This window comes from Escherichia sp. TW09308, from assembly GCF_000208565.1.
Taxonomy (GTDB): Bacteria; Pseudomonadota; Gammaproteobacteria; order Enterobacterales; family Enterobacteriaceae; genus Escherichia; species Escherichia marmotae.
The window spans coordinates 3995345-4017885 of sequence record NZ_AEME01000001.1; the positions used below are offsets into that span (position 1 = coordinate 3995345).

Here is a 22541-nt window from a genome sequence, read left to right on the forward strand (position 1 = left end):
TCATGGTAACCATTGTCTGGAAAGAATCCAAAGGTACGGCAAAAAGCCGCTACAAAGCTCGCAGAGCAGAACTTATTGCCGAGCGACGCAGTAATGAAGCACTGGCGCGAAAAATTGCGCTAAAGCTCTCTGGTTGCGTCAGAGCAGACAAAGCAGCATCACTAGGAAGCCTTTGCTGCAAGAAGGCAGATGAATGCAGTGGAAGTATTTGCCTGCCAAATGTAGCTCTTTACGCGGCAGGCTATCGGAAATCAAAACAACTGACAGCAAGATGATAAATTAATTTGCTAATTACTTGTTTTTGCCGTGCTTATCCTGAGCGATAAGTTCATCCATAAGACTGTCTTTCTTCCCAGCAAACCTAATGTAGCACTCATTTCTATAGCGTTCTGGGATAACAAAACGGTCGATTTCAGGATATCCAGTAGCAGAAGGTATCCGAATAAGAAGCCCTTTTTCGAGCAATGAGATTGCTTCAGGGCTTCCCTTTTCCGTTTGTAGCTGGTTATTAGCGACTACAGCGAGTGCCAAATACGCTCTTTCTCCAAGAGTTAACGAATCAAACAAATCTTGCACGTATTTCTCTTCTTTAGATTTGCGCTTCTGAGCAGCGAATACCTCAATTCTTTCAGTCACAGCGTGATAAGCGGAATTAACAACGCCGTTAAGCACATAGCTAACGCAAAACAACAGGATGTAATACATCCAGTAATGAGGAAGGATTTCTGGATTATGCAGGTTTATCCATTCTTTTACGCTTACCGGCATAACAATAATCAATATGATCAGGATGATTAGCATATGAATCAACTGTTTAAGTGTCATTCCTTGCAGGAAAAAATGCATTAGTTCCTGCCACCATGAGTTGTTCATCGGCGTTTCTCTTTTGCTCTCTGTAGGGGTGAATAGAGTTTATCCGATTTCTCGCTGTAGGGGTACACGAGAACCACCGAGCCTGATGTGGTTAAAAGACAGGCACAATCTTTACTACCGCAAGCCACGCAGTGAAATGGGTGTGACTTGTGTTGGTCGCCAGAAAATGAAATTAGGCAGCAAACCACTTATTTGAGAGGAATTAATATGTCATCAATCCGCTTAACTACGAGAATGAAAGAGGGAATCGCTCGTAACGCTTTAATTAAGTCTGGGGTTTTCACTGAACTTGAAGAAGTAACAAAGTTAAAGAACCAGCTTGCACTTGACGCCAGAGTTATTGCGTTTGGCGGTAAAAAGAAAACTGAGGAAGTGGATCATTTATATTCCAAGTTAGTAGCTATAAGTGAAGAACTTGGAAAACTGGGATGTTCATTTTACTCATACGATGTTCGTTCTACTTCAATTTATCTGACTGTATCTGGCAGAAGGGTTGGATGGCATTCATATGGGAAAGACGGCAACGGCGAAGATATATTGCTCCCTACTCCGACCAAAGATAAATGCATGTTTGACGCAGAGCACGAAATAACAAAAAGGTTTGATGAAATCTGCGCATTGCAACAAAAACTTGAAGCCAAGAAAAAGGATATCGAATCAAATGTATGGGCTGCTTTGAACTCAGTCACAACAGTTAAGCGACTTATTGAGGTTTGGCCTGAAAGCAAAGAATTGCTACCAAAAGAAGCAGATAAAGCAAGTACAGCACTTCCTGCTTTACGGGTAGAAGATTTGAATAAGATGATTGGACTTCCTTCCGAGGCCGCATAGTCGGCCTTTATTTTTAGCATAAACAACAGAATAAACACAGCACTGTGTATTCATTCCAACGAGTGAATACACGGAGCAATGTCGCTCGTAACTAAACAGGAGCCGACTTGTTCTGATTATTGGAAATCTTCTTTGCCCTCCAGTGTGAGGGCGATTTTTTTGATGGAGGATATATGAGTGAAGTAACAGATTTAGTTGTTATTGAAAAAGCAAATGCAATGACTGTATTTCAGTCTGCCGACCAGATTGAAGAAATCCTTCAAAAGGTTGAACGTGAAGTTATGTCCTTTGTGCCTGATATCACAACGGCAAAGGGCAGAAAGGAGATCGCTTCTCTGGCGTATAAAGTTGCGCAGACGAAAACATATCTCGATGGTCTTGGCAAAGACCTTGTTGCTGAACTGAAGGAAATTCCAAAGCTAATTGATGCCAACCGCAAGACAGTGCGTGATCGCCTTGATGAGCTGAAAGCCAAGGCACGCCAGCCTCTTACTGATTATGAGGAAGAACAGGCGCGGATTAAAGCTGAAGAAGAAGCTAAGGCAGCAGCTGAAGCTCTCGCAAAGCAAATTGAGTCTGACCATGAAATAGCGATTTTGATGGATCGCGAATTTGACCGCCAAAGAGAAGAGGCAAGACTCAAAGCGGAGCAGGAAAAGCGAGAGCATGAAGAACGCTTAAAAAGAGAAGCTGAAGAGAAAGCCAGAGCAGAAGCCGAAGCAAAGGCAAAAGCCGAAATTGAAGCAGCAGCAAGGCGAGAAGCAGAAGCTAAGGCCGCAGCGGAACGTGCAGAGCGTGAACGCATTGAAGCAGAGCAACGAGCACAGCGCGAAGCAAAAGAGGCAGCAGAACGAGCTGAAAGAGAAAAGCAGGCGGCAATTGAAGCAGAACGCCGAAAAGCACAGGAGGAGGCTGAACGAATCCGGCGCGAGGCTGAAGCAAAAGAGCAAGCCAGAATAGCAGAAGAAAAAAGAATCAAGGAAGAAGAAGAGCGTAGAGCAAAGGATAAAGCTCACCGGAAAGAAGTAAATAACAAAATACTTGCTGACCTTATCAAGGTTGGCGCACCAGAAGATGTTGCTAAAAATATCATAACAGCCATCGTAAAAGGCGAAGTATTCGCAACAAAAATAACCTACTAATAAAACCAACATAAGGAACCACCCATGATTTACGCAATCGCGGGAGGCGCTCGCATGGGTGCCTTCCAACTAAATGAATCTTTACTTGAACGAATCACCCGTAAATTACGTGACGGATGGAAAAGAGTTGAGGTCTTATTATGCGCAATGAAATAGCCATCAATCACCAGATGCTTCGTGCAGCACAAAACAAAGCAGTAATAGCCATCTTTATTGGTGATTCAAAAATGTGGCTTGAAGCAAATAAAGCGATGAAATCAGCTATCAACCTTCCGTGGTATCGCAGGAAATGAGTTTTACAGATAACTGGTCAGACGAAGAATTCATTCGTCAGATGAAAGATTTAATCGGTAACGAAGGAGATATTCATGTCACTTGCAACCACGGTGAAGGAGAGCAAGTTACAGAGACGCATGTACACGCAGAAAGCTCTCTGGTATCGCCATAATGGCGACCGCGAAGGAATGCGGGTATGCCTTAATTTGTCCAGAGTCGAAGTATTAAATCAGCGTTATTTCCTTGGGCCGTGTCCATTCTGAGAACAATCATATGAGCAAAGAATTTTACGCAAGACTGGCAGCTATTCAGGAGAATCTGAACGCGCCAAAGAATCAGTACAACTCATTCGGTAAATATAAATACAGAAGCTGCGAAGACATTCTTGAAGGCGTTAAGCCGTTACTGAATGGTCTGTTTTTATCAATCAGCGATGAAGTTGTGTTGATTGGTGATCGGTATTACGTGAAAGCCACGGCAACTATTACCGATGGCGAAAACAGTCATACAGCAACCGCTCTTGCACGAGAGGAAGAAAGCAAGAAAGGAATGGATTCTGCACAAGTTACGGGAGCTACAAGCTCTTATGCACGCAAGTATTGCCTCAATGGTTTATTCGGCATTGATGATGCGAAAGATGCAGATACCGACGAGCATAAACATCAGCAGAACGCAGCAGCAAAGCAATCAAAACCATCACCTACGCCTGAACAGGTTCTAAAAGCATTCACTGACGCAGCAATGCAGAAAAACACCGTGGAAGAGCTTAAACAGGCGTTCGCCAAAGCGTGGAAGATGCTCGAAGGCACACCGGAGCAGCACAAAGCGCAGGACGTTTACAACATCAGACGAGACGAATTAGAAGGAGCGGCTGCTTAATGGCACATTCGATTACTGTAAGACTAAACAAACCCGCAAGAGAGTTTCAGGCCGGGGAAAATATCGGATTCAACATCCGTGCTGGCGTTCAGTATTACGATCGCCAGACAAAAAAGAAAGAATGGACAAACTACAGCGCCGTTGTATTTGCCAAGCCGGGAGCGCAAGCGGATTACTATCGTAGCGTTCTGGTTGAAGGTGGCATTGTGGAAATTACCGGAGAAAACATCAGGGTTGATGTTTATCAGGGGCAAAATGGTCAATCAATCACTCTTGAATTACTGAATGCAAAGATTGGATTTGCAACTTCAGGAAACAGCCAACAGCAACAAAGTAGCAATCATCAAAATCATCCTGAATACGACGATTCAATTCCCTTCTAAATTAGCAAATAAGGATTCCATTATGCCAGCGCCTCAGTATGGTGCGGATGACCCGCGCCGCTGTTCCGGCAATTCCGTATCGGAGGTGCTGGATAAATTCAGGAAAAACTACGACCGGATAATGTCTCTACCGCAGGAAACGAAAGAGGAAAAGGAATTTCGCCATTGTATATGGCTTGCAGAGAAAGAAGAGCGCGAGCGAATTTACCAGACATCAATCCGACCATTCCGCAAAGCCACATATACCCACTTCCCTGAATATATCGACCCGCGCCTGCGTAATTACCGATCACGCTATGGCGCTATCAGTAATGACTGAGGAATTTACCATGAGAGGACTTGCATACAATCCCGGCATTCTTCCGGCAGAAATGATTATTCGCCAACGCGTAAAGCCAATGCCATCGAGAGAGGAATTGCTTAAGAGAAATTCTTTTCCTTCAGTGAATCAAAACAAATATCTGAATGCGATGTGGCGGAGTGGCAAGAAATGAAACAAATGTCACTAATTGAGATGGATGGTTTTCTGAAAGGTAAATGCATCCCACGAGATCTAAAGGTTAACGAAACAAACGCTGAATATCTGGTGCGTAAATTTGCTGAAGCGGAGGCCAAGTGCGCGGAGCTGGCGGCGGAGAATGCGGGGCTGAAGGCCGGGGCTATGTATTTCTCATATGGCTCTGAATTTAGTTTCGAGTGTCACAAAACTGCTGAGGAGGCTATCGCTGCTGCTGAGGCTGCAATTGACGACTATAGAGGCGATGCTTGCGATGGATGGAGCGAAGAGGTCGAAAGCATTTGCTGGGGGGTAATTATTCAGCAGGCAACCAAGGTCGGTGAACGCAAGAAGAGGAAATGCGACAGAGTATCACCATGGATTGAAAGAGTTTGTGATTATGAGCTTCGACCTAATGTCGAAACCCCAGCCACCGACGCTTTCCTGGCTGAAGTCCGGGCGCAGGGGGTAGAGATGTACGCAGATAACCTCGACAACGCAGCAGACGACGCAGAACGAGGTGGTTTTGATTATGCCGTTAAGTTTCTACGCAGTGAAGCGTCTGGTGTACGTTTGTTCGCCGACCAGCTTCGCAAAGGAGGCAACCAGTGAGCGAAATTAATTACCAGGCACTGCGTGAGGCGGCGGAACGTGCAATTCCAGCAATGGAACGCCTGTTAATGTTGCCAGTTGATGATGATTTGTTAAGTGAACAGGAACTTAAAGATTACGGTGTGGATATTGATGCGCTCAACGCCTTCAAGCTTCTGGCAGGGCCAGAAACCGTGCTGGCACTGCTGGATGAACGGGAAAGAAACCAGCAATACATCAAACGCCGCGACCAGGAAAACGAAATGATGGTTGATGCCATGCACGCGGCTATTGCCCTGACAAGTGTTGGAATAGACCTGGACGATTACGACGAATGCGTCTTGCGACTACATGAATGGGGCGCTTTACCTGACTATTGCATTGCGCTTTATGTGGATTTCGTTCACGGAATTGTATCGAAAAACAAACTTCTGGATTTTGGTTATATCAACGGTGCACCGGTATGGACGTTGCGTGATGAGCTGGAAGCAGCAAAATCAAAACTCAACGAGCAGCGTGAGTATTACGAAGGTGTTATCTCGGATGGAAGTAAGCGTATTGCTGAACTGGAAGCACGGGAAATAAAACCAGCCAAAGGTGAAGTTCTTGTCGTTGTTTCTGGTTTTACTGGTTGCGGAAAAAGCGCCATTGCCGGGGAAATAGAAATCGCGATGAAGGCTATTGGTGTACCGGTTCAGTGGACTAATGGCGATGCGGAAAAGCGCATGACAGGAGCTGACTGGCTGACAGCGATTGAGATGTACAAACCAACAGTGCGCATCGTGGAAGTTAATGTGCCACGCGCCGCTGGCATTCGCATCAAAGGAGAGTGAGATGAACGGACAGATATCAATTGTTCGACCAGGAGCATGTGACGATCGCGAAATACGAATGATTATTCGTCTGGCGATGGGGAAAACAATAACAGCTCTCATTACTCCAGAAAATCTCGCATTAGCTTTAACCGGAAAGTCAGACCTGCCAGTGGAGCTAAAACTGCGAAATGTTGAGATTAAGGTGAAATAGCCATGACCACTATTACCAAAGAACGTATTGAATTGTTCATTAAAAATCCGCTTGAAAACGGGCTTACTCGTGGCGAACAAATGGAACTGGCACGAATTGCACTGGCATCACTGGAAGCAGATCCAGTTGCTTATATTTTCAAACATCCTGCCGGGAAATTATTCTGGGCTTTAACGGATGAAAGCAATAAAGAGCAAGCGGACGTTATTCCTGTTTATGCTGCCGCGCCTGCGTCGGTTGTGCCGGATAATGCATCAGAGCCTCTTGCTTATGCTTACAAAGAGCTTACGCCTGAGATTATGAGCAACCATTTAGCTGTATTCGAGCGATATGGAATAGCCCCAAACGATAGCTCTACCACAATTCATGCACTGCGAATCGCGCTGGATGGCATAGAGCGGAGCGACGCGATGCTTCATGGTGCCGAACCTGTAAGCCAAACTTACAAGTTGCCAGTTAATACACCTTGCAAAGATGCGCCAGCCCATATCTGGCTGCAAACGGCTGGAGTATGGCCAGAAGATGGCGAGTTAAGCGAATTAACGTGGCGCAGCCACAATCAGCACCATGATGACACGCTATATGTTCGAGCTGACTTGGTAAATGGCAACTCTCCGGTAACTCCGGATGGTTGGATAAGCTGTAGTGAGCGAATGCCGGATAAGTTAATTCCGGTAATGGTCATGTATGAAGACGGTGAGATGTGGTCTGCAATGTGGAATGGTAATCGCTGGGATGATGGCACCGAATATCCGGATCCGCACTCAGTTACGCACTGGCGTGAAATGCCAGCAGCACCGAAGCAGGAGGTTAACCGTGGCTAACCTGCAACTTGCCGTCAAAGGTGAATACTTCGATGCCATGATTCGCGGAGAGAAAACGGAAGAGTATCGCCTGTGTAATGACTACTGGAATAAGCGAATTATGTTCAGGGAGTATGACCGCCTGATTATCACAAAGGGATATCCGAAGCGCGACGATTCCAGCCGTAGAATTGATGTTCCGTATGACGGATATGAAATCAAGACAATCACACATCCGCACTTCGGCGATAAACCGGTAAAGGTGTTCGCGATAAAGGTGAATATCGGCAATGAATAACAATCCTCGAACTCGCGGGGATTTCTTTTATCTGAACTCGCTACGGCGGGTTTTGTTTTATGGAGATGATAAATGCACTTTCGAGTCACAGGTGAATGGAATGGAGAGCCATTCGACAGAGTTATCGAAGCAGAGGATATCAATGACTGCTATAACCACTGGATGATATGGGCGCAGATAGCACATGCAGAAGTAACCAATATTCAAATTGAAGAACTGAATGAACACCAAACCGCCTGATGGCGGTTTTTTATTGGAGACAAGAAATGTCAGATTTGGCTATGAAGGTTTTGAAATGGCAATCGACTGGCGATGTCGGCATCAGTAGCGCAACTCTTGCCTCAATCGCATGTGGACTGAAAAAGAATATCTATGGTCATCACTTCGGCGCTCCACATGACGCAGCCGATTTCCGACGATGCGTTGCACTGGTTGAGCAGATCCCAGAAATCAGAGATTCATTCGACAAGGTTGCAAAGCGCGTTCCGGCATTCAAAGGAATCCTCAACGAATGGGATTCCCTCGTTGCTCTGTTGAAGTCTGAAATGAAGATACACGGAAACAAAGCACCAGAGACTTACAGAAGAATCAGCGAGCTACGCAAGGACTAACGCCTCACACTCGATGAGGCCTGTACATATCTGATAGAGCCGCTATATGGCGGTTTCTTTTTGCCTGGAGAATTAAGATGACCGATACCAGCCTGATTCCTGAGAAAGAAGTGATGAACAAGCTCGGTGTTTCATCACGTCAGACAATCTGGAACTATACCAAACGGCACGGATTTCCGAAGCCAGTCAGAACCCACCCCAAATCATACCTTCGTGAAGCTGTTGAAGGGTGGATTCTTAACGGTGGCGTTAATCAGAAATGCTCCTGATGTGCCAGAACAATTTATCAGCGTGAAGCTCATACGCTTTGCGCTGAGCCTCTATCCAATCGTGTTTATTGTATACGGACATTATCCCGCCAAGTTCATGACCGAGCATTCGCTCAGTAACATGAGGCTCGACATTCATCTCGGACAGACGTGTAACAAGCGTTCTTCTGAAATCATGTGTTCGCCAGTAACCTAGATCCATCCCTCCCCTTATTCTATTTACGAATCGGTTGGCTGCAGCGATGCTGATCGGTTTGTTTATGTCTTCTCCAGGGAAAAGAACATCATTGTACGTTGTCATGGCCTTTTCGAGGAAAGGCTTAATTTGTTCGAAGATTGGACGGCGGATAACATTACCCATCTTGCTATGCTCTTTCGGTACGGTCCATACGTTGTCCAGCAGGTCAAATTCTGTCTTTGTTGCCAGCCTAAGCTCTGAGAGCCTCGCCCCCCACAGCATAAGCATCTGATGAAGGAGCTTATTTGACGTAGACGCACGGCTTCTTTCAATAGCAAGCCAAATCTTAGCCAGTTCGTGATACGACAGTACCCGATCCCCTACCTCAGCGCGGGAGCCGAAGTCCCTTGGTTGGATGCTCATAATTGCGCAACTATCTATCAACTGACGCCGCATGCACCAACTTATTGCTGATCTTAGTTGACTTAGCACCTGCCTTGCTCGGCGTGGATTATCTCTTTCTTCTTCGGTAAGCAGGTCAACCCATTGCTTAACCGTGATAGAAGATGCCGGACGATTAGGAAAGGCGTCATGCATGCGCTTCATAACCGTTGATCGGTAAAGTGCCTGGGTCTTTTCTCTGAGAGTTGTAGAGACGTAGTTGTCGAACCAGTAGTCGAGACACTGAGCGACCGTCATGGAGTTCTCCACCTTCTCTTCAAAATAGGTGCGTGGATCCGTTCCTGAGAAATAGAGCTTTCGCAAGTCAGCAGTGATCTGTCTGGCATCCTTCAAAGACAGGGATGGGTATCGACCAAGCCCAAGTCGATTAGGCTTGCCATCCCAGCGATAGCGGTACTGGAACTGGATGACCCCCTTCGGTGAAATTCGTACGCTGAGGCCATCGGCATCAGCCACTTCTTGTGGGCCCGAATATGGTTTACCATAAATAGTACGCAGTTTTGTGTCGCTTATAGCCATAAATAATATTTGGTACGCTCAGAAATAATAGTTTGGTACACATCTGGTACACAATATCACATGGACAACAGCGCACAGTAAACAACTATATTTGACGTTCGTAGACATACTCAGGTGAAAAAATGGTTGTTTTTCGAGTTATAACAGACAGTTAATTAACTACAGTGGACAATGCTAGACAATGACAGACACAGATAAACAACCTACCTTCCTCTTTCACGATTACGAAACCTTTGGCACGCACCCCGCGTTAGATCGCCCTGCGCAGTTTGCCGCCATTCGCACCGATAGCGAATTCAATATCATTGGCGAACCAGAAGTCTTTTACTGCAAACCTGCTGATGATTATTTACCTCAACCAGGGGCGGTGTTAATCACCGGCATCACACCGCAGGAAGCACGGGCGAAAGGAGAAAACGAAGCCGCCTTTGCCGCCCGCATCCACTCGCTTTTTACCGTACCGAAAACCTGCATTCTTGGTTACAACAATGTGCGTTTCGACGACGAAGTCACGCGCAATGTTTTTTATCGTAATTTCTACGATCCCTATGCCTGGAGCTGGCAGCATGATAACTCTCGCTGGGATCTGCTGGACGTCATGCGTGCCTGTTATGCCCTACGTCCGGAGGGGATCAACTGGCCTGAAAATGATGACGGTCTGCCGAGTTTTCGTCTTGAACATTTAACCAAAGCGAATGGTATAGAGCATAGCAACGCCCACGATGCGATGGCCGATGTATACGCCACTATCGCGATGGCGAAGCTGGTGAAAACGCGTCAGCCACGCCTGTTTGATTATCTCTTTACCCATCGTAATAAGCACAAACTGATGGCATTGATTGATGTGCCACAGATGAAACCACTGGTGCACGTTTCCGGCATGTTTGGTGCGTGGCGCGGCAATACCAGTTGGGTTGCGCCGCTGGCGTGGCATCCTGAAAATCGCAATGCCGTGATTATGGTGGATTTAGCTGGAGATATTTCGCCATTACTGGAACTGGATAGCGACATGCTGCGCGAGCGTCTGTATACCGCAAAAGCCGATCTGGGCAATAACGCCGCAGTCCCGGTTAAGCTGGTGCATATTAATAAATGTCCGGTGCTGGCACAGGCGAATACACTTCGCCCGGAGGATGCCGACCGTCTGGGAATTAATCGTCAGCATTGCCTTGATAACCTGAAAATTTTGCGTGAAAACCCGCAAGTGCGCGAAAAAGTGGTGGCAATATTTGCTGAAGCCGAACCGTTTATGCCTTCAGATAACGTGGATGCCCAGCTTTATAATGGCTTTTTCAGTGACGCCGATCGCGCGGCAATGAAAATTGTGCTGGAAACCGAGCCACGTAACTTACCGGCACTGGATATCACCTTTGTCGATAAACGCATAGAGAAGCTGTTGTTCAATTATCGGGCGCGTAACTTCCCCGGCACGTTAGATTACGCCGAACAGCAACGCTGGCTGGAGCATCGCCGTCAGGTCTTCACTCCAGAGTTTTTGCAAGGCTATGCTGATGAACTGCAGATGCTGGCGCAGCAATATGCCGATGATAAAGAGAAAGTGGCACTGTTAAAGGCGCTTTGGCAGTACGCGGAAGAGATCGTCTGATACAAAAAAGCCGGAGCGTTAAACTCCGGCTTTTTGAGACTTACCGGATGATGACACCACCCGGTTTTATAAAATTATGCAACGTCTTCGTACTGCGGAACCGGGTTGCGGAAGCTCTTAGTTACGCAAGCCAGGTAAATCAGACCGATAGCCGCCCAGATCAGCCCCAGAACCATCGAGCTTTCTTCCAGGTTAACCCACAGCGCACCAACGGTCAGCGCACCACACATCGGCAGGAACAGATACTGGAAGTGATCTTTCAGCGTCTTGTTACGCTTCTCACGGATCCAGAACTGCGAGATAACCGACAGGTTGACGAAGGTGAACGCCACCAGCGCACCAAAGTTAATCAGCGCCGTTGCCATTACCAGGTCAAAGTTGATTGCCAGCAGAGCAATCGCACCAACCAGGATGATGTTCATCGCCGGAGTACGCCATTTCGGGTGTACATAACCGAAGAAACTTTTCGGGAACACGCCGTCACGCCCCATCACGTACATCAGACGCGCTACGCCTGCGTGCGCCGCCATACCAGACGCCAGTACGGTAATGGTGGAGAAGATCAGCGCGCCAACCTGGAACGCTTTACCCGCAACATACAGCATGATTTCAGGCTGTGACGCATCCGGATCTTTAAAGCGAGAGATATCCGGGAAGTACAGTTGCAGGAAGTAGGTCGCAAAGATGAAGATCATACCGCCAATCAGCGCGGTCAGGAAAATCGCACGCGGGATCACGCGCTCTGCATCTTTGGTTTCTTCCGACAGGTTGCTGATGCCGTCAAAACCGGTAAAGGAGAAGCACAGGATCGTCGCACCGGTAATCATCGGGATGACATGCGCATCGCCAGACCAGAACGGACGGGTGCTCGCCAGCGTACCAGCGCCTTCACCTTCAAATACGCCGTAGACCACCATGCCCAGAATCACCGCGATCAGCACAATCTGCAACACCACAATGACGGTGTTGAAGTTCGCTACGGATTTCAGGCTACGCAGGTTAAAGGCAGTCATAAAGGCCACCAGCGCCACCACAAACATCCACGATGGGATGGAAGGCACCAGAGCTTCAAAATAGATTTTCGCCAACAGGATGTTGATCATCGGCGCGAACAGATAGTCGAGCAGAGAAGACCAACCCACCATAAAGCCAACGGTCGGGCTAATAGATTTCTGGGCGTAAGTGTACGCAGAGCCAGCAGAAGGATAGCGGCGAACCAACTTCCCGTAGCTCAGAGCCGTGAACAGGATCGCAATCAATGCGAACGCATAGGCTGTCGGCACATGACCATCCGTGAGGCCTGAAACGATACCAAAAGTATCAAACAGCGTCATCGGCTGCATATAGGCAAGACCCATCATTACAACCGGAACTAACGTAAGCGTTTTACGCAATTCCACGCGAGAGGTGTTTGGAGTAACGTTATGCGACATGGTTATTCTCCTTTACGGTGATAACCGTCGCGTAAGCAAAAAATTGCCCCATTTTTTTGGATTCCTCAGCGACAACAACTGTCGATTTTTAGTAAATATCTATCCGGTACGAAGCCCGGCCTCTTGGTATGAATGATTGGTTTGAAGCAAAAAATAACCGACGCGGATAAAACGTCGGTTTTTAGTCATTTTTTGACAGCGGCGCATTGTGCCTAAATGGGGGGTAAATGACAAGAGAATGAGGGGCTTGACAGATGATTTTTTATTTAAATGGCTGATTTTCCGTCACCAGATTTTGCATAAACACCGGCGATAGCACTATTTGCTAAAATCTCGTCTCGCCACCACGCACTGGCAAGCCCTGCGGTTTGTTCGTTCCAGCCAATCCAGACAGGTTCAAAGAGGGTTTGCGCGACCACTTTCTTCTCGATTAATGCACCACTATCAAGAAAGCGTTGCGCCAGATAACGGGGTAAATAACCACAACCAAGACCACTGATTTGCAGCTCCAGCTTGGTTTTAAAATCAAATACGGTAATAGCTTCTTGTTCATCAAGTATTTGTGAAGCTGTAGACGCGGCTGCCTGCGCAGTGTCACCGACGACTATCGCCCGATATCGTTTAATGATTCGTCGATTTAACGGTTCTTCTTCCAGCGCTAACGGATGATGGGGTGCCACAACGAACACTTGCTCCAGATCACCCAGACGAGAAAAACCAAATTCGCTGGAAGATGGCGGCTCGTGCATAGCGCCGACAATAATATCTGCCCGGCCCTGGGTCAGCGCCTCCCAGGAACCACCGAGCACGCCATTGATAAATTTCAACCGCGTTACACTGTGATGTTGATAAAAGAGTTCAATAAGCGGCGCAAGCAGAGAAAAAGGAAAGGTGTCATCAACCCCGATAATCAGCTCGTTCTCCCAGCCTTCGTGAAGTTTTATTGCCTGTTTTTCCAGCTCATGAACAGTGTGAAGAATTTCCCGCCCTTTCTCTAATAACATTTTTCCGGTGCGGGTGAATTTAGCGCGGTGACCGCTGCGATCAAGCAATTGAATATTAAGATCACTTTCCAGCTTATGAACGGTGTAACTCAGCGCAGACGGCGTCTTGTACAGTTTGGCTGACGCCGCCGCAAAACTGCCCTCTTTTTCTAAGGCATCGAGGATCATCAACACATCCAGCAGTGGTTTCATACACGCCCCCTTGCGGTGTATGCGGCATTCTGCTGGCGTGATGCTTTACTCCAGCGGCATTACCAGTGGATCGGGATACTGGTATTCAAATCCCAATTCATTACAGATCCGGCTGCCATCAATAATTTTACCTTTGCCGCTGTCCAGGCTGTTTCTGAACTGCGGAGGTTCCAGCCCCAGTAAACGGGCCATCTGCGGATAGAAAACATTACGCGCAGGGTGAGCTGGCGCACATATATTATAGATGTGTCCGCCTTTAGGTGCCTGTAACAACAGAGTGATAGCGCCAATAACATCTTCCAGGTGAACTAAATTGACACCATATTCACCGTCTGGCGCAGTTTTTCCGGCAAAGAAGCGCCCTGGATGACGCCCCGGCCCCACCAGGCCAGCAAGACGCAAAATATCGACCGAAGTACCAGGTAAATTGTGCAGCCAGTCTTCGAGTTCTTTTAACACTCGTCCACTGTTGGTCACGGGATTGCGTGGTGTGGTTTCTTTTACTATGCCTTGCGCATCGCCATAGACAGAGGTTGAACTGGTGAAAATAATGCGGGGAATATGGTGAGCCAGCGCGCTGTCTACCAGCTCTTGCACTGCCTGCAAATAGAACTCGTCGCCAGGACCGCTGCGCCGTGCCGGAAGCGTAATGACCAACGCATCAGCATCCATCAGGGCATCCAGATCGTCAGAATCGCAAACTAACTCGGGTTCCATGCGAAGCGTATAGCTATCAATCCCACTCATTCGGGCCGCTTCGACGCCATCTTGTGTGGTTTTACTCCCGGTGACTTGCCAGCCCCGCGCTGAAAGTGACATCGCCAGCGGCATACCTAACCACCCTAACCCGACAATTGCGACCTTTTTCATCCGTTTTCTCCTGATACACCTTAGATCTATAAGGCTACGCCAGCGTATCAAAACTGACAATTCATTCTATGAATGAATCGAATCTGTTAGCAAATGTACAATTGCCTGATGCGCTCCGCTTATCAGGCCTACAAAAACACCAATATATTGAATTTAGGCAACATTTGTAGGCCAGATAAGGCGTTCACGCCGCATCCGGCATGAACAAAGGCCACTTTAGTTACAGAACACAATGTTCTTGAGGGCTTTAAAGACATATTTTCACGATTACTTTTTTTAACGTAGTCACTCTTAGCGCCCTTCTTTCCCTGCTCATTCATTAAACAAATCTATCGCCGCAAAATATATAAAAAAGCCCTTGCTTTCTATCGTGAAAGTGGTTTAGGTTAAAAGGCATCAGTTGAATAAACATTCACAGAGATTTTTATGACACGCGTTCAATTTAAACACCACCATCATCACCATCATCCTGACTAGTCTTTCAGGCGATGTGTGCTGGAAGACATTCAGATCTTCCAGTGGTGCATGAACGCATGAGAAAGCCCCCGGAAGATCACCTTCCGGGGGCTTTTTTATTGCGCGGTTGATAACGATTCAGACAGGTTAAAAGAGGAATAAGAAAATGACAGACAACACTCGTTTACGCATAGCTATGCAAAAATCCGGCCGTTTAAGTGATGATTCACGCGAATTGCTGGCGCGCTGCGGCATTAAAATTAATCTTCACACCCAGCGCCTGATCGCGATGGCAGAAAACATGCCGATTGATATTCTGCGCGTGCGTGACGACGACATTCCCGGTCTGGTAATGGATGGCGTGGTAGACCTCGGGATCATCGGTGAGAACGTACTGGAAGAAGAGTTGCTCAACCGCCGCGCCCAGGGTGAAGATCCGCGCTACTTTACCCTGCGCCGTCTTGATTTCGGTGGCTGTCGCCTTTCACTGGCAACGCCCGTTGATGAAGCCTGGGACGGCCCGCTCTCCTTAAACGGTAAACGTATCGCCACCTCTTATCCTCACTTGCTCAAGCGTTATCTCGACCAGAAAGGTATCTCTTTCAAATCCTGCTTATTGAACGGTTCTGTCGAAGTTGCCCCGCGCGCCGGACTGGCGGATGCGATTTGCGATCTGGTTTCCACCGGTGCCACCCTGGAAGCCAACGGCCTGCGCGAAGTGGAAGTTATCTACCGCTCGAAAGCCTGCCTGATCCAGCGCGATGGTGAAATGGAAGAATCCAAACAGCAACTAATCGACAAGCTACTGACCCGTATTCAGGGCGTAATTCAGGCGCGTGAATCGAAATACATCATGATGCATGCACCAACCGAGCGTCTGGATGATGTCATCGCCCTGCTGCCAGGTGCCGAACGACCAACCATTCTGCCGCTGGCGGGTGATCAACAGCGCGTCGCCATGCACATGGTGAGTAGCGAAACCCTGTTCTGGGAAACGATGGAAAAACTGAAGGAACTGGGCGCGAGTTCGATTCTGGTCCTGCCAATTGAGAAGATGATGGAGTAATAGCCATGAGCTTTAACACAATCATTGACTGGAATAACTGTACTGCGGAGCAACAACGCCAACTGTTAATGCGCCCGGCGATCTCCGCCTCTGAAAGCATCACCCGTATCGTCCGTGAAATTTTAGATAACGTGAAAGCACGCGGCGATGACGCCTTACGGGAATACAGCGCGAAGTTTGATAAAACCAAGGTTACCGCGCTGAAAGTGTCTGCTGAAGAAATCGCCGCAGCCTGCGAACGCCTGAGCGACGACCTGAAACAGGCGATGGCGGTAGCAGTAAAGAACATTGAAACCTTCCACAATGCGCAAAAACTGCCGACGGTAGATGTCGAAACCCAGCCAGGCGTACGTTGCCAGCAAGTCACCCGCCCGGTAGCTTCAGTGGGTTTGTATATTCCTGGCGGCTCTGCCCCACTCTTCTCAACCGTATTAATGCTGGCGACTCCAGCGCGTATTGCCGGTTGTAATAAAGTGGTGCTGTGCTCACCGCCGCCGATTGCCGATGAGATCCTCTACGCGGCGCAACTGTGCGGCGTGCAGGACGTGTTTAACGTCGGTGGCGCACAAGCCATTGCCGCACTGGCCTTTGGTACTGAATCCGTGCCGAAAGTGGACAAAATTTTCGGACCGGGTAACGCCTTTGTGACTGAGGCGAAACGTCAGGTGAGCCAGCGTCTGGACGGTGCAGCAATCGATATGCCCGCAGGCCCGTCGGAAGTGCTGGTGATTGCCGATAGCGGCGCAACGCCGGACTTCGTGGCTTCAGATTTGCTCTCTCAGGCTGAGCACGGCCCGGATTCACAGGTGATCTTACTGACGCCCGACGCCGATATGGCACGCCGCGTTGCCGAAGCTGTAGAACGTCAACTTGCAGAGTTACCGCGTGCTGAAACTGCACGCCAGGCACTGCTCACCAGCCGCCTGATTGTGACCAACGATTTAGCGCAGTGCGTGACAATCTCCAATCAGTACGGCCCGGAACACCTGATTATTCAAACCCGCAACGCCCGCGAACTGGTCGATAGCATCACCAGCGCCGGTTCGGTATTTCTTGGTGACTGGTCACCGGAATCGGCAGGTGACTACGCCTCCGGCACCAACCACGTGCTGCCGACTTACGGTTACACCGCCACCTGTTCCAGCCTCGGACTGGCGGATTTCCAGAAGCGCATGACCGTGCAGGAATTGTCGAAAGAGGGTTTCTCTGCGTTGGCTTCGACCATTGAAACGCTGGCTACCGCCGAACGCCTGACAGCCCACAAAAATGCCGTGACTTTACGTGTCAACGCCCTTAAGGAGCAAGCATGAGCACCGTGACTATTACCGATTTAGCGCGTGAAAACGTCCGCAACCTGACGCCATATCAGTCAGCGCGTCGACTGGGCGGTAACGGCGATGTCTGGCTGAACGCCAACGAATATCCTACAGCCGTGGAGTTTCAGCTCACTCAGCAAACGCTCAACCGCTATCCGGAATGTCAGCCAAAAGCGGTTATTGAAAATTACGCGCAATATGCCGGCGTAAAACCGGAACAAGTGCTGGTCAGCCGCGGCGCAGACGAAGGCATTGAACTACTGATTCGCGCCTTTTGTGAACCGGGTAAAGATGCCATCCTCTATTGCCCGCCAACGTACGGCATGTATAGCGTCAGCGCCGAAACCATTGGCGTCGAGTGTCGCACGGTGCCGACGCTGGAAAACTGGCAACTGGACTTGCAGGGGATTTCCGACAAGCTGGACGGCGTGAAAGTGGTTTATGTTTGCAGCCCTAACAACCCGACCGGGCAACTGATCAATCCGCAAGATTTTCGCACTCTGCTGGAGTTAACCCGCGGAAAAGCCATTGTGGTTGCCGATGAAGCCTATATTGAGTTTTGCCCGCAGGCATCGCTGGCGGGCTGGCTGGCGGAATATCCACACCTGGCTATTTTGCGCACCCTTTCGAAAGCTTTTGCTCTGGCGGGTCTCCGTTGTGGGTTTACGCTGGCAAACGAAGAAGTCATCAACCTGCTGATGAAAGTGATCGCCCCCTACCCACTCTCAACGCCGGTTGCCGACATTGCGGCACAGGCGTTAAGCCCGCAGGGGATCGTCGCCATGCGCGAACGAGTGGCGCAAATTATTGCAGAACGCGAATACCTGATTGCCGCACTGAAAGAGATCCCCTGCGTGGGGCAGGTTTTCGACTCCGAAACCAACTACATTCTGGCGCGCTTTAAAGCCTCCAGCGCAGTGTTTAAATCTTTGTGGGATCAGGGCATTATCTTACGTGATCAGAATAAACAACCCTCTTTAAGCGGCTGCCTGCGAATTACCGTCGGAACCCGTGAAGAAAGCCAGCGCGTCATTGACGCCTTACGTGCGGAGCAAGTTTGATGAGTCAGAAGTATCTTTTTATCGATCGCGATGGAACCCTGATTAGCGAGCCGCCGAGTGATTTTCAGGTGGACCGTTTTGACAAACTCGCCTTTGAACCGGGCGTGATCCCGGAACTGCTGAAGCTGCAAAAAGCAGGCTATAAGCTGGTGATGATCACCAACCAGGATGGTCTTGGAACACAAAGTTTCCCGCAGGCGGATTTCGATGGCCCGCACAATCTGATGATGCAGATCTTTACCTCGCAAGGCGTGCAGTTTGATGAAGTGCTGATTTGCCCGCACCTGCCCGACGATGAATGTGACTGCCGCAAGCCGAAGGTAAAACTGGTGGAGCGTTATCTCGCTGAGCAGGCGATGGATCGCGCCAGCAGTTACGTGATTGGCGATCGTGCGACCGATATTCAACTTGCTGAAAACATGGGTATTAATGGTTTACGCTACAACCGCGAAACCCTGAACTGGCCGATGATTGGTGAGCAACTCACTAAACGCGATCGTTATGCCCACGTAGTGCGCAACACTAAAGAGACACAGATTGACGTTCAGGTATGGCTGGATCGCGAAGGTGGCAGCAAGATTAACACTGGTGTTGGTTTCTTTGATCACATGCTGGATCAGATTGCCACCCACGGCGGTTTCCGTATGGAAATCAACGTTAAAGGCGATCTCTATATTGACGATCACCACACCGTCGAAGATACCGGGCTGGCGCTGGGCGAAGCGTTAAAAATTGCCCTTGGCGACAAACGCGGCATCTGCCGGTTTGGTTTTGTCTTGCCGATGGATGAATGCCTCGCACGCTGCGCGCTGGATATCTCTGGTCGCCCGCACCTGGAATATAAAGCTGAGTTTACCTACCAGCGCGTGGGCGATCTCAGCACCGAAATGATCGAACACTTCTTCCGTTCGCTCTCATACACCATGGGCGTGACCCTGCACCTGAAAACCAAAGGTAAAAACGATCACCACCGTGTAGAGAGCCTGTTCAAAGCCTTTGGTCGCACCCTGCGCCAGGCCATCCGCGTGGAAGGTGACACCCTGCCCTCGTCGAAAGGAGTGCTGTAATGAACGTGGTGATCCTTGATACCGGCTGCGCCAACCTGAACTCGGTGAAGTCTGCCATTGCGCGTCACGGCTATGAACCAAAGGTCAGCCGTGACCCGGACGTCGTGTTGCTGGCCGATAAACTTTTTTTACCTGGCGTCGGCACTGCACAAGCGGCGATGGATCAGGTGCGTGAGCGCGAGCTGTTTGATCTCATCAAAGCCTGTACTCAACCGGTGCTGGGCATCTGTTTAGGAATGCAACTGCTGGGGCGACGCAGCGAAGAGAGCAACGGCGTCGATTTGCTGGGCATCATCGACGAGGATGTACCGAAAATGACCGACTTTGGTCTGCCATTGCCGCATATGGGCTGGAACCGCGTTTACCCACAGGCTGGCAACCGCCTGTTTCAGGGGATTGAAGACGGCGCGTACTTTTACTTTGTTCACAGCTACGCCATGCCGGTCAATCCGTGGACCATCGCCCAGTGCAACTACGGCGAACCGTTCACCGCGGCGGTACAAAAAGATAACTTCTATGGCGTGCAGTTCCACCCGGAACGCTCCGGTGCCGCTGGCGCTAAGTTGCTGAAAAACTTCCTGGAGATGTGATGATTATTCCGGCATTAGATTTAATCGACGGCACCGTGGTGCGTCTCCATCAGGGCGATTACGGCAAGCAGCGTGATTATGGCAACGACCCGCTGCCGCGCTTACAGGATTACGCCGCCCAAGGTGCTGAAGTGCTGCACCTGGTGGATCTGACCGGGGCAAAAAATCCGGCTAAACGTCAAATCCCGCTGATTAAAACCCTGGTCGCGGGCGTTAACGTTCCGGTGCAGGTTGGCGGCGGCGTGCGTAGCGAAGAAGACGTGGCGGCGTTACTGGAAGCAGGCGTTGCGCGCGTGGTGGTTGGCTCCACCGCGGTGAAATCACCTGATGTGGTGAAAGGCTGGTTTGAACGCTTCGGAGCCGATGCGTTAGTGCTGGCGCTGGATGTCCGTATTGACGAGCAAGGCAACAAACAGGTGGCGGTCAGCGGCTGGCAAGAGAACTCAGGCGTTTCGCTGGAACAACTGGTGGAAACCTATCTGCCCGTCGGCCTGAAACATGTGCTGTGTACCGATATCTCGCGCGACGGCACGCTGGCAGGTTCTAACGTCTCTTTATATGAAGAAGTGTGCGCCAGATATCCACAGGTGGCGTTTCAGTCCTCCGGCGGTATTGGCAACATTGAAGATGTCGCGGCTCTGCGTGGCACTGGCGTGCGCGGCGTAATAGTTGGCCGGGCATTACTGGAAGGTAAATTCACCGTGAAGGAGGCCATCGCATGCTGGCAAAACGCATAATTCCGTGTCTTGACGTTCGTGATGGTCAGGTGGTGAAAGGCGTACAGTTTCGCAACCATGAAATCATTGGCGATATTGTGCCGCTGGCAAAACGCTACGCCGAAGAAGGTGCAGACGAACTGGTGTTCTACGATATCACCGCTTCCAGCGATGGCCGCGTGGTAGATAAAAGCTGGGTATCTCGCGTGGCGGAAGTGATCGACATTCCGTTCTGCGTGGCGGGTGGGATTAAGTCGCTGGATGACGCCGCGAAAATTCTTTCCTTTGGCGCGGATAAAATCTCCATCAACTCCCCTGCACTGGCCGATCCGACATTGATCACCCGTCTGGCAGATCGTTTTGGCGTGCAGTGTATTGTGGTCGGTATTGATACCTGGTACGACGCCGAAACCGGCAAATATCACGTTAATCAATATACCGGCGATGAAAGCCGTACCCGCGTTACGCAGTGGGAAACGCTCGACTGGGTACAGGAAGTGCAAAAACGCGGAGCCGGAGAAATCGTCCTCAACATGATGAATCAGGACGGCGTGCGTAACGGTTACGACCTCGAACAACTGAAAAAAGTGCGTGAAGTTTGCCACGTCCCGCTGATTGCCTCCGGTGGCGCAGGCACTATGGAACACTTCCTTGAAGCCTTCCGCGATGCCGACGTTGACGGCGCGCTGGCAGCTTCCGTATTCCACAAACAAATAATCAATATTGGTGAATTAAAAGCGTACCTGGCAACACAGGGCGTGGAGATCAGGATATGTTAACAGAACAACAACGCCGCGAACTGGACTGGGAAAAAACCGACGGACTGATGCCAGTGATTGTGCAACACGCGGTATCTGGCGAAGTGTTAATGCTGGGCTACATGAACCCGCAAGCGCTGGATAAAACCATCGAAAGCGGCAAAGTCACTTTTTTCTCACGCACCAAACAGCGACTGTGGACTAAAGGTGAAACGTCGGGGAACTTCCTCAACGTAGTCAGCATTGCACCGGACTGCGACAACGACACCCTGCTGGTGCTGGCGAATCCCATCGGCCCAACCTGCCACAAAGGCACCAGCAGTTGTTTTGGCGATACCGCTCACCAGTGGTTGTTTCTCTACCAGCTTGAACAACTGCTCGCTGAACGCAAATCTGCCGATCCGGAAACCTCCTACACCGCCAAACTGTATGCCAGTGGCACCAAACGCATCGCGCAGAAAGTAGGAGAAGAAGGCGTGGAAACCGCACTGGCCGCGACAGTACATGACCGCTTTGAGCTGACTAACGAGGCGTCTGACTTGATGTATCACCTGCTGGTGTTGTTGCAGGATCAGGATCTGGATTTAACGACGGTGATTGAAAACCTGCGCAAACGGCATCAGTGAGTTACGGGGTAAGCGGATGCGATATTGTTGTCGCATCCGGAGCCATTGCCCGATGCGCAAGCTTATCGTGCCTACACATTCTCTCTGCACACGCAGGCTGGATAAGATGCGCCAGCATCACATTCGGCAAAAAAATGGGCAAG

General features: G+C 49.5%; 34 protein-coding genes, 2 pseudogenes and 1 other annotated feature. Of the genes and pseudogenes, 30 read left to right on the forward strand and 6 right to left on the reverse strand.

Annotated elements, in window-relative coordinates:
* Window positions 1-2: 2 nt before the first annotated feature.
* The gene (locus tag ESM_RS0119300) at window positions 3-275 is read left to right on the forward strand and encodes a transcriptional antitermination N peptide (RefSeq protein ID WP_000256571.1); all 273 of its coding nucleotides are present in this window, start codon (window positions 3-5) and stop codon (window positions 273-275) included.
* 16 nt (window positions 276-291) lie between these two features.
* Here the strand turns inward: ESM_RS0119300 and ESM_RS0119305 are convergent, their stop codons facing one another.
* Window positions 292-873, reverse strand: a complete 582-nt coding sequence (locus ESM_RS0119305; RefSeq protein ID WP_001066172.1) for a super-infection exclusion protein B — start codon at window positions 871-873, stop codon at window positions 292-294.
* 207 nt (window positions 874-1080) lie between these two features.
* On the opposite strand from ESM_RS0119305, the gene ESM_RS0119310 reads away from it, so the two are divergent.
* From ESM_RS0119310 to ESM_RS0119400, 19 genes and pseudogenes are all read left to right on the forward strand, one after another.
* Window positions 1081-1704: an Nmad5 family putative nucleotide modification protein gene (locus ESM_RS0119310; protein ID WP_000095083.1), complete on the forward strand. Its 624-nt coding sequence runs from the start codon at window positions 1081-1083 to the stop codon at window positions 1702-1704.
* Window positions 1705-1877: 173 nt separating this feature from the next.
* The gene (locus ESM_RS0119325; protein WP_000005786.1) at window positions 1878-2846 is read left to right on the forward strand and encodes a hypothetical protein; all 969 of its coding nucleotides are present in this window, start codon (window positions 1878-1880) and stop codon (window positions 2844-2846) included.
* 24 nt (window positions 2847-2870) lie between these two features.
* On the forward strand, window positions 2871-3002 hold the full coding sequence (locus ESM_RS0119330; RefSeq protein WP_000638547.1) for a protease FtsH-inhibitory lysogeny factor CIII: 132 nt from the start codon (window positions 2871-2873) through the stop codon (window positions 3000-3002).
* On the forward strand, window positions 2987-3139 hold the full coding sequence (gene kil / locus ESM_RS0119335) for a host cell division inhibitory peptide Kil (RefSeq protein WP_001243351.1): 153 nt from the start codon (window positions 2987-2989) through the stop codon (window positions 3137-3139). The genes ESM_RS0119330 and kil overlap by 16 nt, the downstream gene beginning before the upstream one ends.
* Before the next feature lie 75 nt (window positions 3140-3214).
* Window positions 3215-3385 (forward strand): hypothetical protein, encoded by a 171-nt coding sequence (locus ESM_RS1000000128730; protein WP_000050551.1) that lies wholly within the window; start codon window positions 3215-3217, stop codon window positions 3383-3385.
* 10 nt (window positions 3386-3395) lie between these two features.
* Window positions 3396-4001 (forward strand): ERF family protein, encoded by a 606-nt coding sequence (locus ESM_RS0119345; protein ID WP_000031370.1) that lies wholly within the window; start codon window positions 3396-3398, stop codon window positions 3999-4001.
* A complete protein-coding gene (locus ESM_RS0119350) occupies window positions 4001-4384 on the forward strand; it encodes a hypothetical protein (RefSeq protein ID WP_000951325.1) in 384 nt (127 codons plus the stop codon). Before ESM_RS0119345 ends, ESM_RS0119350 begins: the two co-directional genes overlap by 1 nt.
* A 22-nt stretch (window positions 4385-4406) precedes the next feature.
* Entirely contained in the window at window positions 4407-4703 is a 297-nt protein-coding gene (locus ESM_RS0119355; protein ID WP_001111336.1) for a phage anti-RecBCD protein, read from the forward strand.
* 10 nt (window positions 4704-4713) lie between these two features.
* Window positions 4714-4878 carry a DUF2737 family protein gene (locus ESM_RS01000000125375; RefSeq protein WP_001214456.1) on the forward strand — a complete coding sequence of 55 codons (165 nt, stop codon included), beginning with the start codon at window positions 4714-4716 and terminating at the stop codon, window positions 4876-4878.
* Window positions 4875-5012: pseudogene (locus tag ESM_RS1000000129210) on the forward strand (hypothetical protein); the annotation flags it as partial. The gene ESM_RS01000000125375 and the pseudogene ESM_RS1000000129210, both read left to right, overlap by 4 nt.
* Before the next feature lie 33 nt (window positions 5013-5045).
* Entirely contained in the window at window positions 5046-5492 is a 447-nt protein-coding gene (locus ESM_RS01000000125380) for a hypothetical protein (RefSeq protein WP_237708223.1), read from the forward strand.
* Window positions 5489-6304, forward strand: coding sequence for an ead/Ea22-like family protein (locus tag ESM_RS0119370; protein WP_001289902.1), 816 nt, complete (start codon window positions 5489-5491; stop codon window positions 6302-6304). Before ESM_RS01000000125380 ends, ESM_RS0119370 begins: the two co-directional genes overlap by 4 nt.
* Before the next feature lies 1 nt (window position 6305).
* Window positions 6306-6497 (forward strand): hypothetical protein, encoded by a 192-nt coding sequence (locus ESM_RS0119375; RefSeq protein ID WP_001014294.1) that lies wholly within the window; start codon window positions 6306-6308, stop codon window positions 6495-6497.
* Window positions 6498-6499: 2 nt separating this feature from the next.
* A pseudogene (locus ESM_RS1000000129215) lies at window positions 6500-6643 on the forward strand (DUF551 domain-containing protein); the annotation flags it as partial.
* Entirely contained in the window at window positions 6632-7321 is a 690-nt protein-coding gene (locus ESM_RS1000000128550) for a DUF551 domain-containing protein (RefSeq protein WP_237708224.1), read from the forward strand. The pseudogene ESM_RS1000000129215 and the gene ESM_RS1000000128550, both read left to right, overlap by 12 nt.
* Window positions 7314-7598, forward strand: coding sequence for an ASCH domain-containing protein (locus tag ESM_RS0119385; RefSeq protein WP_000002107.1), 285 nt, complete (start codon window positions 7314-7316; stop codon window positions 7596-7598). Before ESM_RS1000000128550 ends, ESM_RS0119385 begins: the two co-directional genes overlap by 8 nt.
* A gap of 72 nt (window positions 7599-7670) precedes the next feature.
* A complete protein-coding gene (locus ESM_RS01000000125385; RefSeq protein WP_000545717.1) occupies window positions 7671-7838 on the forward strand; it encodes a hypothetical protein in 168 nt (55 codons plus the stop codon).
* 26 nt (window positions 7839-7864) lie between these two features.
* Window positions 7865-8209: a hypothetical protein gene (locus ESM_RS0119395; protein ID WP_001281192.1), complete on the forward strand. Its 345-nt coding sequence runs from the start codon at window positions 7865-7867 to the stop codon at window positions 8207-8209.
* A gap of 77 nt (window positions 8210-8286) precedes the next feature.
* Complete coding sequence (locus ESM_RS0119400) at window positions 8287-8478, forward strand: helix-turn-helix transcriptional regulator (RefSeq protein WP_000132739.1); 192 nt, start codon at window positions 8287-8289, stop codon at window positions 8476-8478.
* Here the strand turns inward: ESM_RS0119400 and ESM_RS0119405 are convergent.
* Window positions 8459-9637, reverse strand: coding sequence for a tyrosine-type recombinase/integrase (locus tag ESM_RS0119405; protein ID WP_001007945.1), 1179 nt, complete (start codon window positions 9635-9637; stop codon window positions 8459-8461). The two genes, ESM_RS0119400 and ESM_RS0119405, sit on opposite strands and share 20 nt — an antisense overlap.
* Window positions 9638-9818: 181 nt before the next feature.
* On the opposite strand from ESM_RS0119405, the gene sbcB reads away from it, so the two are divergent.
* Window positions 9819-11243 carry an exodeoxyribonuclease I gene (sbcB, locus tag ESM_RS0119410; protein WP_000132555.1) on the forward strand — a complete coding sequence of 475 codons (1425 nt, stop codon included), beginning with the start codon at window positions 9819-9821 and terminating at the stop codon, window positions 11241-11243.
* 74 nt (window positions 11244-11317) lie between these two features.
* Here sbcB and plaP read toward each other — a convergent pair whose 3' ends face one another.
* The 4 genes from plaP to ESM_RS0119425 form a co-directional block, all read right to left on the reverse strand.
* Window positions 11318-12676 (reverse strand): putrescine/proton symporter PlaP, encoded by a 1359-nt coding sequence (gene plaP, locus ESM_RS0119415; RefSeq protein WP_000019194.1) that lies wholly within the window; start codon window positions 12674-12676, stop codon window positions 11318-11320.
* Window positions 12666-12728, reverse strand: coding sequence for a membrane protein YoeI (yoeI, locus tag ESM_RS1000000128555; RefSeq protein WP_097433929.1), 63 nt, complete (start codon window positions 12726-12728; stop codon window positions 12666-12668). The genes plaP and yoeI overlap by 11 nt, the downstream gene beginning before the upstream one ends.
* Before the next feature lie 214 nt (window positions 12729-12942).
* On the reverse strand, window positions 12943-13872 hold the full coding sequence (locus ESM_RS0119420) for a LysR substrate-binding domain-containing protein (RefSeq protein WP_000803328.1): 930 nt from the start codon (window positions 13870-13872) through the stop codon (window positions 12943-12945).
* 45 nt (window positions 13873-13917) lie between these two features.
* On the reverse strand, window positions 13918-14742 hold the full coding sequence (locus ESM_RS0119425) for an SDR family oxidoreductase (RefSeq protein WP_000754761.1): 825 nt from the start codon (window positions 14740-14742) through the stop codon (window positions 13918-13920).
* A gap of 426 nt (window positions 14743-15168) precedes the next feature.
* Between ESM_RS0119425 and hisL the strand changes: the two genes are divergently transcribed.
* The 9 genes from hisL to hisIE all read left to right on the forward strand — a co-directional run bounded on the left by hisL (window position 15169) and on the right by hisIE (window position 22398).
* The gene (hisL, locus tag ESM_RS1000000127190; protein ID WP_001364200.1) at window positions 15169-15219 is read left to right on the forward strand and encodes a his operon leader peptide; all 51 of its coding nucleotides are present in this window, start codon (window positions 15169-15171) and stop codon (window positions 15217-15219) included.
* Window positions 15195-15318, forward strand: a sequence feature (His leader region). It overlaps the preceding gene by 25 nt.
* Window positions 15319-15364: 46 nt before the next feature.
* The gene (hisG, locus tag ESM_RS0119430; RefSeq protein WP_000131781.1) at window positions 15365-16264 is read left to right on the forward strand and encodes an ATP phosphoribosyltransferase; all 900 of its coding nucleotides are present in this window, start codon (window positions 15365-15367) and stop codon (window positions 16262-16264) included.
* Window positions 16265-16269: 5 nt separating this feature from the next.
* Window positions 16270-17574: a histidinol dehydrogenase gene (gene hisD, locus ESM_RS0119435; protein WP_000009579.1), complete on the forward strand. Its 1305-nt coding sequence runs from the start codon at window positions 16270-16272 to the stop codon at window positions 17572-17574.
* Entirely contained in the window at window positions 17571-18641 is a 1071-nt protein-coding gene (hisC, locus tag ESM_RS0119440; protein WP_000108968.1) for a histidinol-phosphate transaminase, read from the forward strand. The genes hisD and hisC overlap by 4 nt, the downstream gene beginning before the upstream one ends.
* A complete protein-coding gene (hisB, locus tag ESM_RS0119445) occupies window positions 18641-19708 on the forward strand; it encodes a bifunctional histidinol-phosphatase/imidazoleglycerol-phosphate dehydratase HisB (RefSeq protein WP_000080113.1) in 1068 nt (355 codons plus the stop codon). The genes hisC and hisB overlap by 1 nt, the downstream gene beginning before the upstream one ends.
* A complete protein-coding gene (gene hisH, locus ESM_RS0119450; RefSeq protein ID WP_001103560.1) occupies window positions 19708-20298 on the forward strand; it encodes an imidazole glycerol phosphate synthase subunit HisH in 591 nt (196 codons plus the stop codon). Before hisB ends, hisH begins: the two co-directional genes overlap by 1 nt.
* Window positions 20298-21035 carry a 1-(5-phosphoribosyl)-5-[(5-phosphoribosylamino)methylideneamino]imidazole-4-carboxamide isomerase gene (gene hisA, locus ESM_RS0119455; RefSeq protein ID WP_000586477.1) on the forward strand — a complete coding sequence of 246 codons (738 nt, stop codon included), beginning with the start codon at window positions 20298-20300 and terminating at the stop codon, window positions 21033-21035. The genes hisH and hisA overlap by 1 nt, the downstream gene beginning before the upstream one ends.
* The gene (hisF, locus tag ESM_RS0119460) at window positions 21017-21793 is read left to right on the forward strand and encodes an imidazole glycerol phosphate synthase subunit HisF (RefSeq protein ID WP_000880156.1); all 777 of its coding nucleotides are present in this window, start codon (window positions 21017-21019) and stop codon (window positions 21791-21793) included. Before hisA ends, hisF begins: the two co-directional genes overlap by 19 nt.
* Entirely contained in the window at window positions 21787-22398 is a 612-nt protein-coding gene (gene hisIE / locus ESM_RS0119465) for a bifunctional phosphoribosyl-AMP cyclohydrolase/phosphoribosyl-ATP diphosphatase HisIE (RefSeq protein WP_000954922.1), read from the forward strand. Before hisF ends, hisIE begins: the two co-directional genes overlap by 7 nt.
* Window positions 22399-22541: the final 143 nt, after the last annotated feature.

Coding starts and splice junctions, on each gene's coding strand:
- hisB (WP_000080113.1), top strand. CDS start 18,641: ATGAGTCAGAAGTATCTTTTTATCGATCGCGATGGAACCCTGATTAGC.
- ESM_RS0119405 (WP_001007945.1), bottom strand. CDS start 9,637: ATGGCTATAAGCGACACAAAACTGCGTACTATTTATGGTAAACCATAT.
- kil (WP_001243351.1), top strand. CDS start 2,987: ATGCGCAATGAAATAGCCATCAATCACCAGATGCTTCGTGCAGCACAA.
- hisH (WP_001103560.1), top strand. CDS start 19,708: ATGAACGTGGTGATCCTTGATACCGGCTGCGCCAACCTGAACTCGGTG.
- hisA (WP_000586477.1), top strand. CDS start 20,298: ATGATTATTCCGGCATTAGATTTAATCGACGGCACCGTGGTGCGTCTC.
- ESM_RS01000000125385 (WP_000545717.1), top strand. CDS start 7,671: ATGCACTTTCGAGTCACAGGTGAATGGAATGGAGAGCCATTCGACAGA.
- ESM_RS0119300 (WP_000256571.1), top strand. CDS start 3: ATGGTAACCATTGTCTGGAAAGAATCCAAAGGTACGGCAAAAAGCCGC.
- ESM_RS0119375 (WP_001014294.1), top strand. CDS start 6,306: ATGAACGGACAGATATCAATTGTTCGACCAGGAGCATGTGACGATCGC.
- ESM_RS0119350 (WP_000951325.1), top strand. CDS start 4,001: ATGGCACATTCGATTACTGTAAGACTAAACAAACCCGCAAGAGAGTTT.
- hisIE (WP_000954922.1), top strand. CDS start 21,787: ATGTTAACAGAACAACAACGCCGCGAACTGGACTGGGAAAAAACCGAC.
- hisD (WP_000009579.1), top strand. CDS start 16,270: ATGAGCTTTAACACAATCATTGACTGGAATAACTGTACTGCGGAGCAA.
- ESM_RS0119420 (WP_000803328.1), bottom strand. CDS start 13,872: ATGAAACCACTGCTGGATGTGTTGATGATCCTCGATGCCTTAGAAAAA.
- ESM_RS01000000125375 (WP_001214456.1), top strand. CDS start 4,714: ATGAGAGGACTTGCATACAATCCCGGCATTCTTCCGGCAGAAATGATT.
- ESM_RS1000000128730 (WP_000050551.1), top strand. CDS start 3,215: ATGTCACTTGCAACCACGGTGAAGGAGAGCAAGTTACAGAGACGCATG.
- sbcB (WP_000132555.1), top strand. CDS start 9,819: ATGACAGACACAGATAAACAACCTACCTTCCTCTTTCACGATTACGAA.
- hisF (WP_000880156.1), top strand. CDS start 21,017: ATGCTGGCAAAACGCATAATTCCGTGTCTTGACGTTCGTGATGGTCAG.
- ESM_RS0119400 (WP_000132739.1), top strand. CDS start 8,287: ATGACCGATACCAGCCTGATTCCTGAGAAAGAAGTGATGAACAAGCTC.
- ESM_RS0119355 (WP_001111336.1), top strand. CDS start 4,407: ATGCCAGCGCCTCAGTATGGTGCGGATGACCCGCGCCGCTGTTCCGGC.
- ESM_RS0119425 (WP_000754761.1), bottom strand. CDS start 14,742: ATGAAAAAGGTCGCAATTGTCGGGTTAGGGTGGTTAGGTATGCCGCTG.
- ESM_RS0119305 (WP_001066172.1), bottom strand. CDS start 873: ATGAACAACTCATGGTGGCAGGAACTAATGCATTTTTTCCTGCAAGGA.
- ESM_RS0119345 (WP_000031370.1), top strand. CDS start 3,396: ATGAGCAAAGAATTTTACGCAAGACTGGCAGCTATTCAGGAGAATCTG.
- ESM_RS0119325 (WP_000005786.1), top strand. CDS start 1,878: ATGAGTGAAGTAACAGATTTAGTTGTTATTGAAAAAGCAAATGCAATG.
- ESM_RS0119310 (WP_000095083.1), top strand. CDS start 1,081: ATGTCATCAATCCGCTTAACTACGAGAATGAAAGAGGGAATCGCTCGT.
- ESM_RS01000000125380 (WP_237708223.1), top strand. CDS start 5,046: ATGTATTTCTCATATGGCTCTGAATTTAGTTTCGAGTGTCACAAAACT.
- hisG (WP_000131781.1), top strand. CDS start 15,365: ATGACAGACAACACTCGTTTACGCATAGCTATGCAAAAATCCGGCCGT.
- plaP (WP_000019194.1), bottom strand. CDS start 12,676: ATGTCGCATAACGTTACTCCAAACACCTCTCGCGTGGAATTGCGTAAA.
- hisC (WP_000108968.1), top strand. CDS start 17,571: ATGAGCACCGTGACTATTACCGATTTAGCGCGTGAAAACGTCCGCAAC.
- ESM_RS0119395 (WP_001281192.1), top strand. CDS start 7,865: ATGTCAGATTTGGCTATGAAGGTTTTGAAATGGCAATCGACTGGCGAT.
- ESM_RS0119330 (WP_000638547.1), top strand. CDS start 2,871: ATGATTTACGCAATCGCGGGAGGCGCTCGCATGGGTGCCTTCCAACTA.